17 protein-coding genes are annotated in these 16,425 nt (G+C 70.7%); all 17 read left to right on the top strand.

Annotated elements, in window-relative coordinates:
- The first annotated feature begins 4 nt into the window (after nucleotides 1-4).
- Nucleotides 5-1,303, top strand: coding sequence for a replication-associated recombination protein A (locus AC3ANN_RS08360; protein WP_488340804.1), 1,299 nt, complete (start codon nucleotides 5-7; stop codon nucleotides 1,301-1,303).
- 12 nt (nucleotides 1,304-1,315) lie between these two features.
- A complete protein-coding gene (locus AC3ANN_RS08355; protein ID WP_488340517.1) occupies nucleotides 1,316-2,188 on the top strand; it encodes a 2-dehydropantoate 2-reductase in 873 nt (290 codons plus the stop codon).
- 49 nt (nucleotides 2,189-2,237) lie between these two features.
- Nucleotides 2,238-2,777, top strand: coding sequence for a PadR family transcriptional regulator (locus AC3ANN_RS08350; protein WP_488340516.1), 540 nt, complete (start codon nucleotides 2,238-2,240; stop codon nucleotides 2,775-2,777).
- Complete coding sequence (locus AC3ANN_RS08345) at nucleotides 2,774-3,160, top strand: hypothetical protein (protein ID WP_488340515.1); 387 nt, start codon at nucleotides 2,774-2,776, stop codon at nucleotides 3,158-3,160. The genes AC3ANN_RS08350 and AC3ANN_RS08345 overlap by 4 nt, the downstream gene beginning before the upstream one ends.
- 179 nt (nucleotides 3,161-3,339) lie before the next feature.
- Complete coding sequence (gene rpsD, locus AC3ANN_RS08340) at nucleotides 3,340-3,969, top strand: 30S ribosomal protein S4 (RefSeq protein ID WP_488340514.1); 630 nt, start codon at nucleotides 3,340-3,342, stop codon at nucleotides 3,967-3,969.
- A gap of 210 nt (nucleotides 3,970-4,179) precedes the next feature.
- A complete protein-coding gene (locus tag AC3ANN_RS08335) occupies nucleotides 4,180-4,464 on the top strand; it encodes an ATPase (protein ID WP_488340513.1) in 285 nt (94 codons plus the stop codon).
- 63 nt (nucleotides 4,465-4,527) lie between these two features.
- Nucleotides 4,528-7,185 carry an alanine--tRNA ligase gene (gene alaS, locus AC3ANN_RS08330; protein WP_488340512.1) on the top strand — a complete coding sequence of 886 codons (2,658 nt, stop codon included), beginning with the start codon at nucleotides 4,528-4,530 and terminating at the stop codon, nucleotides 7,183-7,185.
- Between the two features lie 13 nt (nucleotides 7,186-7,198).
- Nucleotides 7,199-7,666, top strand: a complete 468-nt coding sequence (ruvX, locus tag AC3ANN_RS08325; protein WP_488340511.1) for a Holliday junction resolvase RuvX — start codon at nucleotides 7,199-7,201, stop codon at nucleotides 7,664-7,666.
- A gap of 1 nt (nucleotide 7,667) precedes the next feature.
- The gene (gene mltG, locus AC3ANN_RS08320; protein WP_488340510.1) at nucleotides 7,668-9,362 is read left to right on the top strand and encodes an endolytic transglycosylase MltG; all 1,695 of its coding nucleotides are present in this window, start codon (nucleotides 7,668-7,670) and stop codon (nucleotides 9,360-9,362) included.
- The gene (locus tag AC3ANN_RS08315) at nucleotides 9,329-10,204 is read left to right on the top strand and encodes a shikimate dehydrogenase (RefSeq protein ID WP_488340509.1); all 876 of its coding nucleotides are present in this window, start codon (nucleotides 9,329-9,331) and stop codon (nucleotides 10,202-10,204) included. Before mltG ends, AC3ANN_RS08315 begins: the two co-directional genes overlap by 34 nt.
- A 30-nt stretch (nucleotides 10,205-10,234) precedes the next feature.
- Nucleotides 10,235-11,464: a chorismate synthase gene (aroC, locus tag AC3ANN_RS08310; RefSeq protein WP_488340508.1), complete on the top strand. Its 1,230-nt coding sequence runs from the start codon at nucleotides 10,235-10,237 to the stop codon at nucleotides 11,462-11,464.
- Complete coding sequence (locus AC3ANN_RS08305; protein WP_488340507.1) at nucleotides 11,448-11,990, top strand: shikimate kinase; 543 nt, start codon at nucleotides 11,448-11,450, stop codon at nucleotides 11,988-11,990. The genes aroC and AC3ANN_RS08305 overlap by 17 nt, the downstream gene beginning before the upstream one ends.
- Complete coding sequence (gene aroB, locus AC3ANN_RS08300) at nucleotides 11,987-13,063, top strand: 3-dehydroquinate synthase (protein ID WP_488340506.1); 1,077 nt, start codon at nucleotides 11,987-11,989, stop codon at nucleotides 13,061-13,063. The genes AC3ANN_RS08305 and aroB overlap by 4 nt, the downstream gene beginning before the upstream one ends.
- A gap of 108 nt (nucleotides 13,064-13,171) precedes the next feature.
- Nucleotides 13,172-14,770 carry an MFS transporter gene (locus AC3ANN_RS08295; protein WP_488340505.1) on the top strand — a complete coding sequence of 533 codons (1,599 nt, stop codon included), beginning with the start codon at nucleotides 13,172-13,174 and terminating at the stop codon, nucleotides 14,768-14,770.
- Nucleotides 14,771-14,816: 46 nt separating this feature from the next.
- The gene (locus AC3ANN_RS08290; RefSeq protein ID WP_488340504.1) at nucleotides 14,817-15,275 is read left to right on the top strand and encodes a type II 3-dehydroquinate dehydratase; all 459 of its coding nucleotides are present in this window, start codon (nucleotides 14,817-14,819) and stop codon (nucleotides 15,273-15,275) included.
- A 128-nt stretch (nucleotides 15,276-15,403) separates the two neighbouring features.
- Nucleotides 15,404-15,964, top strand: a complete 561-nt coding sequence (gene efp, locus AC3ANN_RS08285; protein WP_488340503.1) for an elongation factor P — start codon at nucleotides 15,404-15,406, stop codon at nucleotides 15,962-15,964.
- Nucleotides 15,965-15,982: 18 nt separating this feature from the next.
- A complete protein-coding gene (gene nusB / locus AC3ANN_RS08280; RefSeq protein WP_488340502.1) occupies nucleotides 15,983-16,393 on the top strand; it encodes a transcription antitermination factor NusB in 411 nt (136 codons plus the stop codon).
- The last annotated feature ends 32 nt before the right edge of the window (nucleotides 16,394-16,425 follow it).

Here is a 16,425-nt window from a genome sequence, read left to right as displayed (position 1 = left end):
CCGCATGCGACCCACCTCCCTCGACGAGGTGGCGGGGCAGTCCCATCTGCTGCGCCCGGGCTCCCCGCTGGTGGCGCTCGCCAACCCCGATGCGCCGACCCGCGCCGCGACCTCCGTGATCCTGTGGGGCCCTCCGGGAACCGGCAAGACGACCCTCGCGCAGGCGATCGCCCGCTCCTCCGGGCGGAGGTTCGTCGAGCTCTCGGCGGTCACGGCGGGCGTTCGCGACGTCCGCGAGGTGATGCAGGAGGCACTGACCCAGCGCGATCTGTACGGGCAGTCCACGATCCTGTTCCTCGACGAGATCCACCGCTTCACCAAGGCGCAGCAGGACGCCCTGCTGCCGGGAGTCGAGAACGGCTGGGTCGTGCTCATCGCCGCGACGACCGAGAACCCGTCGTTCTCGGTGATCTCGCCGCTGCTGTCGCGATCGCTCCTGCTGACCCTCAAGCCGCTCACCGACGACGACCTGCGCATGCTCGTAGACCGCGCGGTGTCGGACCCCCGCGGTCTCGCCGGAGCGGTGTCGCTCGGTGACGACGCCAAGGACGCGCTCGTCCGACTGGCTTCGGGCGACGCACGCCGGGCGCTGACGGCACTCGAGGCCGCGGCATCCCTCGCCGTCCCGCACGATGACGGCGAGGAGGGGACGGATGCCGAACCTCCGCCCGCGATCACTGCCGAGCACGTCGCGCAGGCGGTGGACCGCGCCCTTCTCCGCTACGACCGGCAGGGCGATGAGCACTACGACGTCATCAGCGCGTTCATCAAGTCGATCAGGGGATCCGACGTGGATGCCGCGATGCACTACCTGGCGCGCATGGTGGAGGCGGGGGAGGACCCGCGGTTCATCGCGCGCCGCCTCATCATCTCGGCCGCGGAAGACATCGGCCTCGCCGACCCGCACGCGCTCCCGATCGCCGTCGCGGCGGCCGATGCCGTGCAGTTCATCGGCATGCCCGAGGGGCGCATCCCGCTCGCCGAGGCGACGGCGTATCTCGCGACGACCGCCAAGTCGAACGCCGCCTACCTCGCGATCGACGCCGCCATCGCCGACGTGCGGGCCGGCGGATTCGGCCGCGTTCCGGTGCACCTTCGCGACGCCCACTATCCCGGCGCGAAGCGACTGGGCCACGGCAAGGGGTACGTCTACCCGCACGATTCCGAGATCGGGATCGCGCCGCAGCAGTACCTTCCCGACGAGCTGCGCGGCCGCCGGTACTACGAGCCCAAGCCGCTCGGCGCCGAGCGCGACATGCAGGCGAGGCTCGAGAAGATCCGCCGGATCCTCGATGGCGACTGACGACGTGCGGCCATGACGAGGATCACAGTGATCGGCGCCGGCGCCGTGGGAACGGTGGTCGCGGCGCGGCTCTGCCTCGATCCTCGCAACGACGTCGCGCTGGCGGTGCGCACGCCCATCGCGGGCGTGGACGTCCGCTCCGACGACAGACGCTTCGAGGCGGTCCCGACGATCATTCTCGACCCCGCCGAAGCGCGGCCGTCGGACTGGGTGCTCGTGGCCACGAAGGCCTACGACGCCGCATCCGCGGCGGCCTGGTTCCCGGCGATCGTCGGCGACCAGACGAAAGTCGCCGTGCTCCAGAACGGCGTCGAGCACGTGGCGCGGTTCGAGGCGTTCGTCGATGCGGCACGTCTGGTACCCGTGGTCGTCGACCTGCCTGCGACACGCGAAGCCCCGGGGCGGGTGGTCCAGCGCCGTCGAGGGCGCCTTACAGTGCCGCGTTCGGCGAGCGGAACGGCGTTCGCCGAGCTGTTCGCGCGGTCCGGTCTAGACGTCGTCGCAACCGGCGACTTCCTCACGGCCGTGTGGGAGAAGCTGTGCGTCAATTCCGTCGGCGCGCTCACCGCCACGACGCTCGCACCTTCGCTGCATCCTGAGAACCCTGCGACCGAGCGACTGGTCCGCGCTCTGGTCGGCGAGACGGCCGCGGTCGCACGGGCCGACGGCGCGAGCATCGACGCGTCCGCAGAGGAACGGATCATCAGCAGCATCCTGAGTGCCCCGCTCGGCACCAACTCGCTGACTGAAGACAGGAGGATCGGCGGGCGGATGGAGATCGATGCACGAAACGGCGCGGTGGTGCGCATCGGCGAGCGACACGGCGTTCCGACGCCCGTCAACCGCGTCATCGTCGACCTTCTCCGGAGCGTCGGTCAGGAGTGACGGCAGATCCTGTTACCGACTATATCCCTCATAGGGATATAGTCGAGTCGTGCAACATGTGATCCTCGGGCTGCTCCTCGGCGGGCCGCTGTCGCTCTACGACCTCCAGAAGCGGTTCACCACGACCATCTCGCTGTTCTACAGCGCGAGCTCGGGCAGCATCCAGCGGGCGCTCCGGCAGCTGGTGGCGGACGGCGCCGTGACCGTCGATGACGCCGACAGCGGCCGCCGTGGCCGCAAGGTCTATCGCATCGCGGACTCCGGCCGCGCGCGGTGGCGCGAGTGGATGCTCGCCGCCATCCCCGCCGGGACGGATGCCGAGACCACCGTCCTCGCGAAGGTGTTCCTGCTCGGGCGGCTCGAGGCGGCGGCCGACCGCGCCGCCGTGGTGGACGGCATCCGTCGCCACGTCGAAGGCGCGCGAGAGACCCTCGTGTCACTCGCGACCGATGTCGATGCGCGTGCGACGGGCCTGAGCACGGACGAGCGCGCGCTGTTCGCCTACCAGCGAGCCACCCTGGACTACGGACTCCGCGTGCACGCGCTGCTCGCGGAGTGGATCGACGAGGTGGGGGAGCTGCACGCATGAGCACGACAGCCGTCGTCGCAAGCCTCGTGGCGTGCGCCGTGCTCGGCGGGCTCGCCGTGCTGCAGATCTGCGTCGCCGCCGGTGCACCGTGGGGCCGTCTGGTGTGGGGTGGCATGCACCGTGTGCTGCCGCGGCGCCTGCGGATCGGCAGCGCACTGTCGGTGGTCGTCTACGGGGGACTCGCGTGGGTGCTCCTCAGCCGCGCCGGAGTCCTGCCCGGCGGCGACACCGTCGCCGTCCGGATCCTGACGTGGGTGGCGTTCGCGTACTTCGTCGTCGGGATCGGGATGAACGCGATCTCACGCAGTCGCGCAGAACGCCTCACGATGACGCCGGTGTGCGTGGTGCTCGCCGCTGCCACGCTCATCGTCGCGCTCGGCTGAGCCGACGAGCGCCGGCGGCGGGTCTGGTAAGCTAGAGCGGCTCGAAACCGAGTTTTCGGGCATCCCCTCTCTTCTCCACCACCTTCCGGCATGCCCCGGCGTGCAGTCCGGAAGGGCGAAGACAGGCGATACGCCCGCGAGCCGTGAAAGACACGGCAGCGTCAAGAAAGGAACACTTCGTGGCTACGAAGTCCCAGGACCGCCGCAAGGTGCGTCTGTCGCGCGCCCTCGGCGTCGCACTCACCCCCAAGGCCGCCCGCTACCTCGAGAAGCGTCCTTACGCTCCGGGCGAGCACGGCCGCACCAAGCGCAAGGCCGACAGCGACTACGCCGTCCGCCTCCGCGAGAAGCAGCGTCTGCGCGAGCAGTACGGCATCCGCGAGAAGCAGCTGCGCATCCAGTTCGAGGAAGCCCGCCGCACCCAGGGCCTGACCGGTGAGAACCTGGTCGAGCAGCTCGAGATGCGTCTGGACGCCCTCGTCGTCCGTGCCGGCTTCGCCCGCACCACCGCACAGGCGCGCCAGCTCGTCGTGCACCGTCACATCCTCGTCGACGGTCAGCTCGTCGACCGCCCGTCGTTCCGCGTGAAGCCGGGTCAGCTCATCCACGTCAAGCCCAAGAGCGAGGGCCTCGAGCCCTTCCAGGTGGCGGCTGCCGGCGGTCACGCCGACGTCCTGCCCCCGGTTCCGGGCTACCTCGAGGTCGAGCTCGACAAGCTCCAGGCCCGTCTCGTGCGTCGCCCCAAGCGCGCCGAGGTCCCCGTGGTCTGCGACGTCCAGCTCGTCGTCGAGTACTACGCGGCGCGCTAGCGCCGCGGGCGGACGCGGTGCGAAGCATCGCGTCCGTATAGGCACAGCGCGCTAGCGCCGCGGGCGGACGCGGTGCAAAGCATCGCGTCCGTATCGGGCACAGCTCGATAGGTGCGTTCGCACGAAGGGCGTCGGGGAAACCCGGCGCCCTTCGTCGTTTCGCTCTACGATGGAGGGATGCCGCGCCCGGCGGCCGCGAGGAGTGCTGACATGAAGACCCTGGTGTGGTTCCTGTTCGGAGTTGCCGGCGGATTCGTCGTGGCCCACTTCATGAACAAGGATCCGCGGGGGCACGAGCTCCTCGCCGACGTCGACGCCCGCATCACCGAGTTCACCGACCGCATCGCGGACGCGTACCGCGAGCAGGAGGCCCGGTTCGCGGGACTGGTCGAGGATGCGCGGGGCGCCGCGGCCGATACGGTCGAGAACGTGAAGGCCGCGGCATCCGACGCCGCCGATTCGGCGTCCGACACCGCACGCAAGCCCACCGACTGATCCAGCGATCACGCCGACCCCGGACCGCCCGGGGCGGATGACCGCGCCATGGCAAGGACCCGAATGAAGACCGCCGAGATCGCCCAGCGCTTCCTCGACTATTTCGAGAAGAACGGCCACACCATCGTGCCGTCGGCCTCCCTGGTGACCGACGACCCCGCGCTGCTGTTCACGGTGGCCGGCATGGTGCCGTTCATCCCGTATCTCTCCGGCGACGTGCCCGCGCCGTACCCCCGCGCGGCCGACAACCAGAAGTGCATCCGCACGAACGACATCGAAGAGGTCGGCAAGACGCCGCGCCATGGCACGTTCTTCCAGATGCTCGGCAACTGGTCGTTCGGCGACTACTTCAAGGAAGGCGCGATCCGCTACGCGTGGGACCTCCTCACCACGCCCGAGGCGAACGGTGGTCTCGGCTTCGACTCGAAGGACCTGTGGGTCACGGTGTACGAGGAGGACGACGAGGCGCACGACCTGTGGCTGCGCCTCACCGACCTTCCCGCGGAGCGCATCCAGCGCCTCGGCAAGGACACGAACTACTGGAGCACCGGTCTTCCCGGCCCGGCCGGACCGTGCTCGGAGATCTTCTTCGACCGCGGTCCCGCGTACGGCATCGACGGGGGGCCCGCGACCGACGACGACCGGTACGTCGAGATCTGGAACCTCGTGTTCATGCAGTACGAGATCACGAACGTGCGCTCGAAGTACGACTTCGACATCGTGGGGGAGCTGCCCGCGAAGAACATCGACACCGGCATGGGTCTGGAGCGCATCGCGTTCATCAAGCAGGGCGTCGACAACATGTACGAGACCGACCAGGTGCGGCCGGTGCTCGACAGGGCGGTGGCGCTGTCGGAGCGCACCTACGGTGCGAACCACGACGACGACGTGCGCTTCCGTGTCGTGGCCGACCACGTGCGGTCCTCACTCATGCTCATGGCGGACGGCGTCACGCCGTCCAACGACGGCCGCGGCTACATCCTGCGGCGTCTCATGCGCCGCGCGATCCGCTCGATGCGGCTGCTCGGCGTCGACGGGCCGACGTTCGGCGAGCTGTTCGCGGCATCCCGCGACGCCATGAAGGACGCGTACCCGGTCGTGGAAGCCGATTGGCCGCGCATCTCGCAGTACGCCCTCGCCGAGGAGGCGACCTTCCTGCGGACCCTCGCCGCGGGCGAGACGATCCTCGACGACTCGCTGGCCGCGACGAAGAAGGCCGGCGGGACGACGATCGCCGGTGCCGAGGCGTTCCTTCTGCACGACACGTACGGGTTCCCGATCGATCTCACGCTCGAGGTCGCCGAGGAGGCGGGGCTCACCGTCGACCGCGCCGCGTTCGACACGCTCATGCAGGAGCAGCGCGCGCGTGCCAAGGCCGACGCCCGCGCGCGCAAGCGCCAGCTCGCCGACACGAGCGTCTACCGTGACCTGCGGGCCAAGGGCGAGACGGTCTTCACCGGCTACACCGATCTCGAGACCGAGTCGCGGGTGCTGGGCATCCTGGTCGACGGCGCTCCCGTCGACCGCGCGAGCTCTGGCCAGATCGCGGAGGTGATCCTCGCAGAGACCGCCCTGTACGCGGAGTCCGGCGGCCAGGTCGCCGACAAGGGCGTGATCGTGGGTCCCGGCTACGAGCTCGAAGTGCTCGACGTACAGAAGCCGGTGGCAGGGCTCGTCAGCCACACGGTCGAGGTGACGACCGGTGAGGTGGGCGTCGATCAGCCGGCGACGTCGATCGTGGATGCCGCGAACCGCCGCGCCGCGCGGCAGGCTCACTCCGCGACCCACCTCGTGCACGCGGCGCTGCGCGACACGCTCGGCAAGACCGCGACCCAGGCGGGGTCGCTCAACCGCGCCGGCTACATGCGGTTCGACTTCACGTGGGGTCAGGCGCTCTCCGACGCGACGAAGACCGAGATCGAGGAGATCGCCAACAACGCGGTGCGTGACAACCTCGAGGTGACGACCCGCGTTCTCGCGCTCGACGAGGCGAAGTCCCTCGGCGCGATGGCCCTGTTCGGCGAGAAGTACGGCGACACGGTGCGCATGGTGGACATCGGAGGGCCGTGGTCGCGCGAGCTGTGCGCGGGCACGCACGTGTCGACGAGCGCCGAGATCGGCGTCATCAGCCTCGTGGGCGAGTCCTCGGTCGGTGCGTCGAACCGCCGTGTCGAGGCCCTGGTCGGGCTCGATGCGTTCCGGTCGCTCGCGGCCGAGCGCGCACTGGTCTCGCAGCTCACGTCCACGCTGAAGGCACCCCGCGATCAGCTCCCGGCGCGAATCGCCGAGCTGCAGGCGAGTCTCAAGGCCGCCGAGAAGAAGATCGCCGCTCTCGAGGCGAAGGCCCTCGGCGACCGTCTGCCGACGCTCGTGGCGGCTGCCGGGCGCGTGGGCGACACGCGGGTCGTGGCGGAGTCGCTCGGCACCGCATCGTCGGCCGACGACGTCCGCTCGCTCGCTCTCCAGGTCCGCGAACGCCTGGGCTCCGATGCGGCGGTCGTCGCGCTCGGCGCCGCGGTGAACGGGCGACCTGTGGTGGTCGTCGCGACGAACGAGGCCGCGCGTGCGGCCGGCGTGAAGGCCGGCGTCCTCGCGAAGGGTGCAGCGTCGGTGCTCGGCGGCGGTGGCGGCGGTCGCGACGATGTCGCGCAGGGTGGCGGGACGGATGCCACGGCCCTGCCCGCCGCGCTCACCTCGGTGAAGGACGCACTCGGCGCGTGATCAGGCTGATCCCATGAGCGGATTCCGGCGAGGCGTGCGACTCGGCGTCGATGTGGGCGCCGCGCGCGTCGGTGTGGCGCGCTGCGACCCGGACGGGCTGCTCGCGACCCCGGTCGAGACGGTGCCGCGGGACGACGCGGCCGTGGCGCGCATCGTCGCGCTGGCGGACGAGGTGTCCGCCGTCGAGATCCTGGTCGGCCTCCCACTGAACCTGCGCGGCGAGGACACCCGCTCGACGCAGGACGCCCGGGACTTCGCCGCGGCGGTTGCGGGGGCATCGGGGATGCCCGTCCGACTCGTGGACGAACGGCTGTCGACGGTGTCGGCACACGCGGCGCTGCGCGGTTCGGGCAGAACCCAGCGATCCTCGCGTAGCATCATTGACCAGGTCGCCGCTGTCGTCCTGCTGCAGCAAGCACTCGACGTCGAGAAGAGCACCGGACGGCCGCCCGGAATCCCCGTCCCCCAGGAGCCCGCCTGACATGCCCGATTCAACGCCCGACGATCCCTTCGCGGACCTGTTCGGCAAGCTCGCCGACTCACGCGCACGCACCGGGGCGGACGCGGCGGGCTCGTCGGGCACGACTCCGCCGCCCCCGGGTCAGCAGCCACCGATGAGCCCGGAGGGCGCGCCCGTGTCGCGCCGCGCGGCGCGCGAGGCCGCACGGCAGGCCTCGACGGGCGAGACCCCGACGGCACCTGCGACCCCGTCGGGCGGCACGCCCGCGGCGGCGCCGTCGTCAGCGGACCCCGTCGTATCGCACGAGGGCGAGCCCGGCAACGGATTCCAGCCCGTGCCGCTGCGCACCCCGCGGCCCACGCAGCCTGTCGACATCGTCGAAACCGACAGCTCGGAGAAGGAGCCGTGGATCTTCACCGGCGTGACGCCCGCGATGCCGTACAGCCGGACCGGGGCGACCGCCACGGTCGCCCCCGGCACGGCGTCGCAGGCGCCAGCCGGCATGGCGGCGGACGCCGGTGCCCGCCGGGCCGAATCGGAGTCGCCGAGGCCGGCGCCCGCCACCCTCGACGATCTGTTCACCGGGGCTTCCTCGACGGATGATCTCGGCGACGTTCCGCCCGCGCGCAACAAGCGCCGACGTCGGATCGGCGGGTGGATCGCGCTCGGCGTGATCCTTGTCATCCTCGGCGGCATCGCGGGTGGCGCCTGGTACGTGTGGGCGAACTACGAGGACAACATCCGCGAGGTCATGGGGTGGGAGGAGCCCAAGGACTACGAGGAGGGCATGGCGAACGGCGAGGCGCTCGTCACGATCGCCTCGGGCGACACCGGGCTGCCGATCTCGCAGTCGCTGTTCGACGCGGAGGTCACGAAGACGCCCGAGGCGTTCTACGACTACCTCATCGAGACCGGCCAGAACCCGCCCTTCGTCCCGGGAGTCTTCAAACTCCAGAAGCACATGACCTCCGAGGCGGCATTGGCAGCACTTCTGGACCCGGCCAACAGGATGGAGAACACCGTCCTCCTACGAGAAGGCCTCACGGTCGAGCAGTCCCTGCCGATCCTCGCCGACGGGCTCGGGATTCCGCTCGCCGACTTCGAAGCCGCTGTCGCCGACCCGTCGGTCTACGGCGTCCAGGCCGACAGCCTGGAGGGCTGGCTCTTCCCCGCCACCTACCCGTTCGAACCCGGTGTCACCGCGCAGGATGTGATCGCGGCCCTCGTCGAGCAGACGCGCTCCCAGCTCGCGCGAGCAGGCGTGCCGGCTGGCGAAGAGCACCGCGTGCTGACGATCGCCTCGATCATCCAGCGCGAGGTGCGCGTCGAGGACGAGATGAGGAAGGTCGCGCGCGTCATCCAGAATCGCCTCGACCCGAACAACCAGGAGACATTCGGACTCCTGCAGATGGACTCCACCGCGCAGTACGGAGCGGGGGAGGTCGGGCTCTCGGCGAGCACGTCCGAGGACGCGCAGCACGATCCGAACCCATGGAACACGTACGTGCACCCCGGCCTGCCGATCGGGCCGATCTCCAACCCCGGGTTCGCAGCGATCGACGCCGCGATGAACCCCGCCGACGGCCCGTGGCTGTACTTCGTCACCGTGAACATGCAGACCGGCGAGACGATCTTCACCGAGACGTACTCGGACCACCTGCGGTACGTCGAGCAGATGCAGCAGTGGTGCTCCGACAACCCGGGCTCGGGGTGCTGAACGCGGGCGCCACGCGGCTCGAGGTGTGGGGCGACCCCATCGCCCACAGCCGCTCTCCGCAGCTGCACGCGGCGGCGTACGTGGCGCTGGGCCTTCCGTGGGAGTACGGGCGCCGTCAGGTGCCCGAGGCGTCGTTCGACGTCGAGCTGGCGGGTCTGAACGGCGCGTGGCGCGGACTGTCGCTCACGATGCCGCTGAAGGGCGCCGCCTTCGCGGCAGCCACCGTGCTCGATCGTCGCGCCGAGCTGACCGGCGCCGCGAACACGCTCCTGCTCGATGCGAACGGACATCGCGGCTTCAACACCGACGTCGGCGGTGTCGTCCGCGCACTGGCCGACGTGGGCGTGACCACGGTTCCGACGGCCCGGATCGTCGGGGCCGGCGCCACGGCGACGTCGGCACTCGTCGCCCTGGCGGAGCTCGGCGCCAACCTCGTGGAAGTGGTCGCACGCCGGCCTGAGGCCGTCGAACCCCTGCGGGAGCTGGGGGATCGGCTGGGTCTCGACGTGGCGGCCGCGTCGTTCGCGGCATCCGCTCATGCCGGCGTCCCGCTCACGATCGCGACGCTGCCTGGCGATGCCCGGATCGAGGATGCCGCGGCCGACGCATTGGCCAACTCCGGCGGGCTGCTCCTCGATGTGGTCTACGGCCACTGGCCGACGGGACTGTCGGAGGCGTGGGAGCGCGCGGGCGGCCCGGCACTGTCGGGGCTCGGGATGCTGCTGCATCAGGCGGTGCTCCAGGTCCGCATCTTCGTGAACGGCGATCCCGACGCGCCGCTCGAGGACGAGGCAGCCGTTATCGCCGCCATGCGGGCCGCCGTGGAGGCTGAGGCGGCGTAACCCCCGCCGGGCACGTGGGAGACTGGACCAATGCTCCGCGTGCTCACGGCCGGCGAATCGCACGGCCCCGAACTCGTCGCCGTCATGGAGGGCCTGCCTGCGGGCGTGCCCGTGTCCCGCGCCGCGATCCAGGTCGATCTGGAACGCCGCAAGCTCGGCTACGGGCGCGGCTCGCGCATGAAGTTCGAAGAGGACGAGCTGACGATCTCGGCAGGCGTCCGCCATGGGCTGACGCTCGGCAGCCCGATCGCGCTGCGCATCGGCAACACCGAATGGCCCAAGTGGGTCGAGGTGATGAGCGCCGAGCCGGTCGAGCTCACCGAGAAGTCCCGCGGCCGCGGCGCCGCGCTCACGCGCCCCCGCCCGGGTCACGCCGACCTGGTCGGCATGCAGAAGTACGGCTTCGACGAGGCGCGGCCGATCCTCGAGCGGGCGAGCGCGCGCGAGACCGCAGCCCGCGTCGCGCTCGGCGCGCTCGCGCGCTCGTTCCTGGCCGAGCTCGGCATCCGTCTGGTGAGCCACACGCTGTCGATCGGACCGGTTCACGTTCCCCCAGGGTCGGCGCTGCCGGCACCCGACGACGTCGACGCGCTCGACGCCGACCCGCTGCGCTGCTTCGACCCCGCCACGAGCCAGGCGATGGTCGCCGAGGTCGACGCGGCGCGCAAGGACGGCGACACTCTGGGCGGAATCGTCGAGGTACTGGCGTACGGACTGCCTCCGGGGCTGGGCTCGCACGTGCACTGGGACCGGCGTCTGGACGGCAAGCTCGCGCAGGCGCTCATGAGCATCCAGGCCATCAAGGGCGTCGAGGTGGGCGACGGGTTCGAGACGACCCGCCGCCGCGGCTCGCAGGCCCACGATGAGCTGTTCACCGCGTCCGACGGCATCACGCGATCCAGTGACAAGGCGGGCGGGACCGAGGGTGGCATGTCCACGGGCACCGTGCTGCGCGTGCGCGCCGGCATGAAGCCGATCGCGACCGTGCCGCGCGCCCTGCGGACGGTCGACGTCGCGAGCGGGGAGGAAGCGTCCGCGCACCACCAGCGCTCGGATGTCTGCGCGGTTCCCGCCGCAGGCGTCGTCGCCGAAGCCATGGTCGCGATCGTGCTCGCCGAGGTCGTGCTCGAGAAGTTCGGGGGCGACAGTGTCGCCGAGACGCGCCGCAACCTCGACGGCTACCTCGCCGCGATCCCGGAGGCGCTCCGCACTGCGCCCGAGAGCGACGCCGACCTCGCCGAGCATGACCTCTCCCTCTGACGCCGTCGTCCTGATCGGCCCGATGGGGGCCGGCAAGACGAGCATCGGAAAGAAGGCGGCGCGCGCACTCGGAGTGCCCTTCTTCGACACCGACATCGCGATCGTCCGCGCCCACGGGCCCATCGAGAAGCTGTTCGTCGAGCACGGCGAGGCGCGCTTCCGCACCCTGGAACGCGAGGCCGTGAGGGAGGGGCTCGCGCGCGGCGGCATCGTCTCGCTCGGCGGGGGAGCGGTGCTGCACCCCGACACGCGCGCAGACCTGGCCGAACATCGGGTGATCCTGCTCACCGTGGCGCCGAACGTGGTCGCTGGCCGCGTGCGGGACTCGGCCCGGCCCTTGCTGCAGGGCTCGGACGCCATGGCGCGCTGGAGCGCGATCCTCGAGGAGCGGATGCCGGTGTACCGGTCCCTCGCCGACGCGACGTTCGACACCTCGAGCGGCCCACTGCAGCACATCGTGGACGCGATCGTGGAGTGGATCCGCGACGAACGGCCGCGCCGTACCGACTCGGAGGAGGCACGATGACCGACGTCACGACCATCACGGTGAGCGGGGACGCGAGTTACGACGTCACCGTCGGGCGCGGAATCCTGGGCTCGCTGGGCGACGCCCTGCCGCCCGCGGCGCGCAAGGTTCTCGTGATCCATCCGCCGACGCTCGCCGAGCAGGCCGAGCGACTGCGGGCTCAGCTCGTCGGCGATCGCGAGGTCCTGCTCGCCGAGATCCCGGATGCCGAGGCGGGGAAGCGCATCGAAGTCGCGGCATTCTGCTGGCAGGTGATGGGCAAGGCCGATTTCACGCGCACCGACGCCGTCGTCGGATTCGGCGGCGGGGCCGTCACCGACCTCGCCGGGTTCGTGGCGGCCACGTGGCTGCGCGGTGTCGAGGTCGTCCAGGTGCCCACGACCGTGCTCGGCATGGTCGATGCGGCGGTCGGCGGCAAGACCGGCCTCAACACGGCCGAGGGCAAGAACCTCGTCGGCGCGTTCTGGGCGCCGCGCGCGGTCGTCTGCGACCTCGACCTGCTCGACTCGCTCTCGCGCAACGAGCGCGTCGCCGGCTACGCCGAGGTCGTCAAGGCGGGGTTCATCTGGGCGCCCGAGATCCTCGATCTGGTCGAGGCCGACCCCGACGCGGCCGTCGATCCGCACAGCGACGCGTTCCGGCGGTCCATCGAGCTCGCGATCGGCATGAAGGCGCGCGTCGTGGGGGAGGACCTCCGCGAAGCGGGGCTCCGCGAGATCCTCAACTACGGGCACACCCTCGGGCACGCGATCGAGCACGCCGAGCGCTATCGCTGGCGGCACGGCGCGGCGATCTCGGTGGGCATGGTGTTCGCGGCCGAGCTCTCACGGCTCGCGGGCCGCCTTCCGGATGCCGCGGCCCAGCGCCACCGCGACATCCTCGAGTCGCTCGGTCTGCCGACGAGCTACCGTCCGGGAGCCTGGCCGCAGCTGCTGGCGACGATGCAGCGCGACAAGAAGAGCCGCGGCGGGATGCTCCGCTTCATCGTGCTCGACGACATCGCCAAGCCCACGGTGCTCCAGGCGCCCGACGAGTCGCTGCTCTTCGCCGCGTATCAGGAGGTCGCGGGCTGACGTCTCTCTCGCCCGCCATTCCATGCAGACCGCATGATGGCGAGGGTGGGGCGCCACTGCGATACTGACGTCGCGCACGCGCCCGTGCGCCCGTCGGACGGAGAACCCATGAGCAGCAGCACCACCGCCGCCCCCGCCCGCAGCGGCATCATCCTGGCGTCGCTCATCCTCGTCGCGGCCGTGGCGAATCTCCCGATGTCCGTGGCGAACGTGGCGCTGCCGGATATCGGCAAGGCGTTCAACGCGTCTCAGACCGAGCTCGACCTGGTGGCAGTCGGCTACTCGCTGGGGCTCGCGGCCTCGGTGCTGTGGCTCGGCGCCGTCGGCGACCGCTATGGACGCAAGATGATGCTGGTCATCGGCGTCGTGCTCTCGCTGCCCGCCGCCCTGCTCGCGGCCTTCGCCCCGACGGTGACGGTGCTGATCATCGCGCGCATCCTGGGCGGCGTCGCCGCAGGCATGGCGTACCCGACGACGCTGGCCCTCATCACCGCGCTCTGGTCGGGACCGCGGCGCACGCGGTCGATCGCGCTGTGGTCGGCGATCGGCGGGGCGATCTCGGCGCTCGGGCCGCTCATCTCGGGCTTCATGCTGACCACGCTCCCGTGGGGCTCGGTGTTCCTCGTCACGGTTCCGCTCATCGTCGTCGCCTTCTTCATGGTGCTGAAGTTCGTGCCGAGCCACGTGAACGAGTCGTCCGACCCCGTGGACAACCTCGGCGGCATCCTGTCGCTCGTGCTGGTCGCCGCTCTGATCCTCGCGATCAACTTCGCGGCCGTCCCCGACGCAGGGACCCTGGTGCTGGGCCTCACGGCGATCGGAGTCGCCGCGCTCATCGCGTTCGTCATCCGCCAGCGGCGCGCCCGCAACCCGCTGTACGACCTCGGCATCGCGGCGCGGCCCATCTTCTGGGTGGCGGCGTGCGCCGGCATCATCGTCTTCGGCTCGCTCATGGGTGCGATGTTCATCGGGCAGCAGTACCTGCAGAACGTGCTCGGATACTCGACGATCCAGGCGGGCTTCGCGATCCTGCCCGCGGCGGTCTTCATGATCCTGCTCGCCCCTCGCTCGGCCAAGCTCGTCGAGACGCGCGGTGCCCGGTTCACCCTGCTGCTCGGATACGCGGCCGTGCTGCTCGGCTTCGTCACGATGCTGCTGCTGTGGCGCGAGAACGCCCCGTACTGGGTGGTCGGGCTCGGCTACGCGTTCGTCGGCGCGGGGGTGGGGCTCGCGGGCACGCCCGCGTCGCACTCGCTCACGGGTGCGGTGCCCGTGCGCCGCGCCGGCATGGCCTCCGGCACCGCCGATCTGCAGCGGGACCTCGGCGGCGCGATCATGCAGTCCGTCCTCGGTGCGCTCCTCACGGCCGGGTACGCGGCGGCCGTCAACGCCCAGATCGCCGATGCGCCCAACGCCGACGAGATCACGTCGTCGGTGCAGAGTCAGCTCACGAAGTCCTTCGCGAGCGCCTCGAACATCGCCGAACAGTACCCGCAGTACTCCGACGCGATCGTCCAGGCGGCCAAGGAGTCGTTCGAGCAGGGCCAGAACTGGGCCTACCTGGCGGGGATCGTGGCGGTGCTGCTGGGCGCGGCGCTCGTGGCGTGGAAGTTCCCGAATGCGAAGCGCGAACGCGAGCTGCTGGCCGAGTACGCCGCGGAGGACGAGGCCGGGGAGCCCCAGGCCGGCGCGCAGACGACCGCGTGATGCGCCGGCGCTCATCCCGGTGCACGCGCAGCGCTAGGGTGGGCGCGTGACCACGCCGCGCCGCCTCCTCCTCGTCAACGGTCCGAACCTCAACCTGCTGGGCACGCGCGAGCCGGCGGTGTACGGAACCGAGACGCTCGCCGACGTCGAGCGCGTCGCAACGGATGCCGCGGCCTCGCGCGGCTTCGACCTCCGGGCGGTGCAGAGCAATCACGAAGGCGTGCTGATCGACGCGATCCACGACGCGCGCGCCGACTGCGCGGGCATCGTCATCAACCCGGGCGGGCTCACGCACACCTCGATCGTGCTACGGGACGCGCTGTCGGGCGTCGGGCTTCCGGTGGCCGAGGTGCACATCTCGAACATCCTCGGACGGGAGCCGTTCCGCCACCACTCGTACGTCGCCGATGTCGCCGTGGTCCACGTCGTGGGAGAGGGCGTCCGCGGCTACGCGACGGCCGTCGAGCGGCTCATCGCCGTCCTCACCGGAACCACGGACGGCTGACGACGCGGCCGCGGACCGGGCATCCCGTAGAATCGAACGTCGGCATCCCGGGGCGTCTTCGTCGCACCGGCGCACGACCGCACTCGACGAGCTCAGCGACCTGCTGGGCAGAACGGACTTCACTCCTCATGGCATCCACCGCAGACATCAAGAACGGCGTCGTCCTCAGCATCGACGGCCAGCTCTGGAGCGTCGTGGAGTTCCAGCACGTCAAGCCGGGCAAGGGCGGTGCGTTCGTGCGCACCAAGCTGAAGAACGTCGTGACGGGCAAGGTCGTCGACAAGACCTACAACGCCGGCGCCAAGATCGACATCGAGAACGTCGACCGTCGCGACTTCACGTACCTCTACAACGACGGCGAGGGATTCGTGTTCATGGACACGAGCGACTACGACCAGATCACCGTCCCCGCCGCGACGGTCGGCGACGCGAAGAACTTCCTGCTCGAGAACCAGCAGGTCACGATCGCCCTCAACAACGGCAACCCGCTGTACATCGACCTGCCCGCCTCCGTCGTGCTCGAGATCACCTACACCGAGCCGGGCCTGCAGGGCGACCGCTCGTCGGCGGGCACGAAGCCGGCGACCGTCGAGACGGGCTACGAGATCCAGGTGCCGCTGTTCCTCGAGACCGGCACGAAGGTCAAGGTCGACACGCGCACCGGCGACTACCTCGGCCGCGTCAGCTGACGCGGGGTCGTCACACCGATGAGTGCTCGCACCAAGGCGCGCAAGCGCGCCCTCGACATCCTGTTCCAAGCCGACGTCCGCGGCGATGACGTCGCGACGATCCTCGCCGCCGAAGCGACGCGCGCCGCGAGCGAGCCGGCCCGCGAGGCGTCGTGGCTCTACGCCCGCGAGATCGTCGACGGGGTGATCGACAACCGCGAGGCCATCGACGAGCAGATCACCACGTTCTCGAAGGACTGGTCGCTCGCGCGCATGCCGGCGGTCGATCGAGCCGTGCTGCGCCTGGCGGCGTGGGAGATCCTCTACAACGACGCGGTGCCCACCGCGGTGGCCATCGACGAGGCGGTCGAGCTCGCGAAGGAGTTCTCGACCGACGACTCGCCGTCGTTCGTGCACGGCGTGCTGGCGCGCATCGCCCGCTCGTCCTGACACGAGGCGCCGGCTGTCGGCGCACCTTGCGA

Source organism: Microbacterium sp. STRO-2N (assembly GCF_057747775.1).
The sequence above is the reverse complement of the archived record's forward strand: the minus strand, read 5'-3'. Positions and strand labels throughout refer to the sequence as shown.

Excerpts from the sequence above, each read along its gene's own strand:
- aroB (WP_488340506.1), top strand. The coding sequence starts at position 11,987 with ATGACCGACGTCACGACCATCACGGTGAGCGGGGACGCGAGTTACGAC.
- AC3ANN_RS08295 (WP_488340505.1), top strand. The coding sequence starts at position 13,172 with ATGAGCAGCAGCACCACCGCCGCCCCCGCCCGCAGCGGCATCATCCTG.
- mltG (WP_488340510.1), top strand. The coding sequence starts at position 7,668 with ATGCCCGATTCAACGCCCGACGATCCCTTCGCGGACCTGTTCGGCAAG.
- AC3ANN_RS08345 (WP_488340515.1), top strand. The coding sequence starts at position 2,774 with ATGAGCACGACAGCCGTCGTCGCAAGCCTCGTGGCGTGCGCCGTGCTC.
- AC3ANN_RS08360 (WP_488340804.1), top strand. The coding sequence starts at position 5 with ATGCGACCCACCTCCCTCGACGAGGTGGCGGGGCAGTCCCATCTGCTG.
- aroC (WP_488340508.1), top strand. The coding sequence starts at position 10,235 with ATGCTCCGCGTGCTCACGGCCGGCGAATCGCACGGCCCCGAACTCGTC.
- nusB (WP_488340502.1), top strand. The coding sequence starts at position 15,983 with ATGAGTGCTCGCACCAAGGCGCGCAAGCGCGCCCTCGACATCCTGTTC.
- alaS (WP_488340512.1), top strand. The coding sequence starts at position 4,528 with ATGAAGACCGCCGAGATCGCCCAGCGCTTCCTCGACTATTTCGAGAAG.
- AC3ANN_RS08305 (WP_488340507.1), top strand. The coding sequence starts at position 11,448 with ATGACCTCTCCCTCTGACGCCGTCGTCCTGATCGGCCCGATGGGGGCC.
- AC3ANN_RS08335 (WP_488340513.1), top strand. The coding sequence starts at position 4,180 with ATGAAGACCCTGGTGTGGTTCCTGTTCGGAGTTGCCGGCGGATTCGTC.
- AC3ANN_RS08355 (WP_488340517.1), top strand. The coding sequence starts at position 1,316 with ATGACGAGGATCACAGTGATCGGCGCCGGCGCCGTGGGAACGGTGGTC.
- efp (WP_488340503.1), top strand. The coding sequence starts at position 15,404 with ATGGCATCCACCGCAGACATCAAGAACGGCGTCGTCCTCAGCATCGAC.
- ruvX (WP_488340511.1), top strand. The coding sequence starts at position 7,199 with ATGAGCGGATTCCGGCGAGGCGTGCGACTCGGCGTCGATGTGGGCGCC.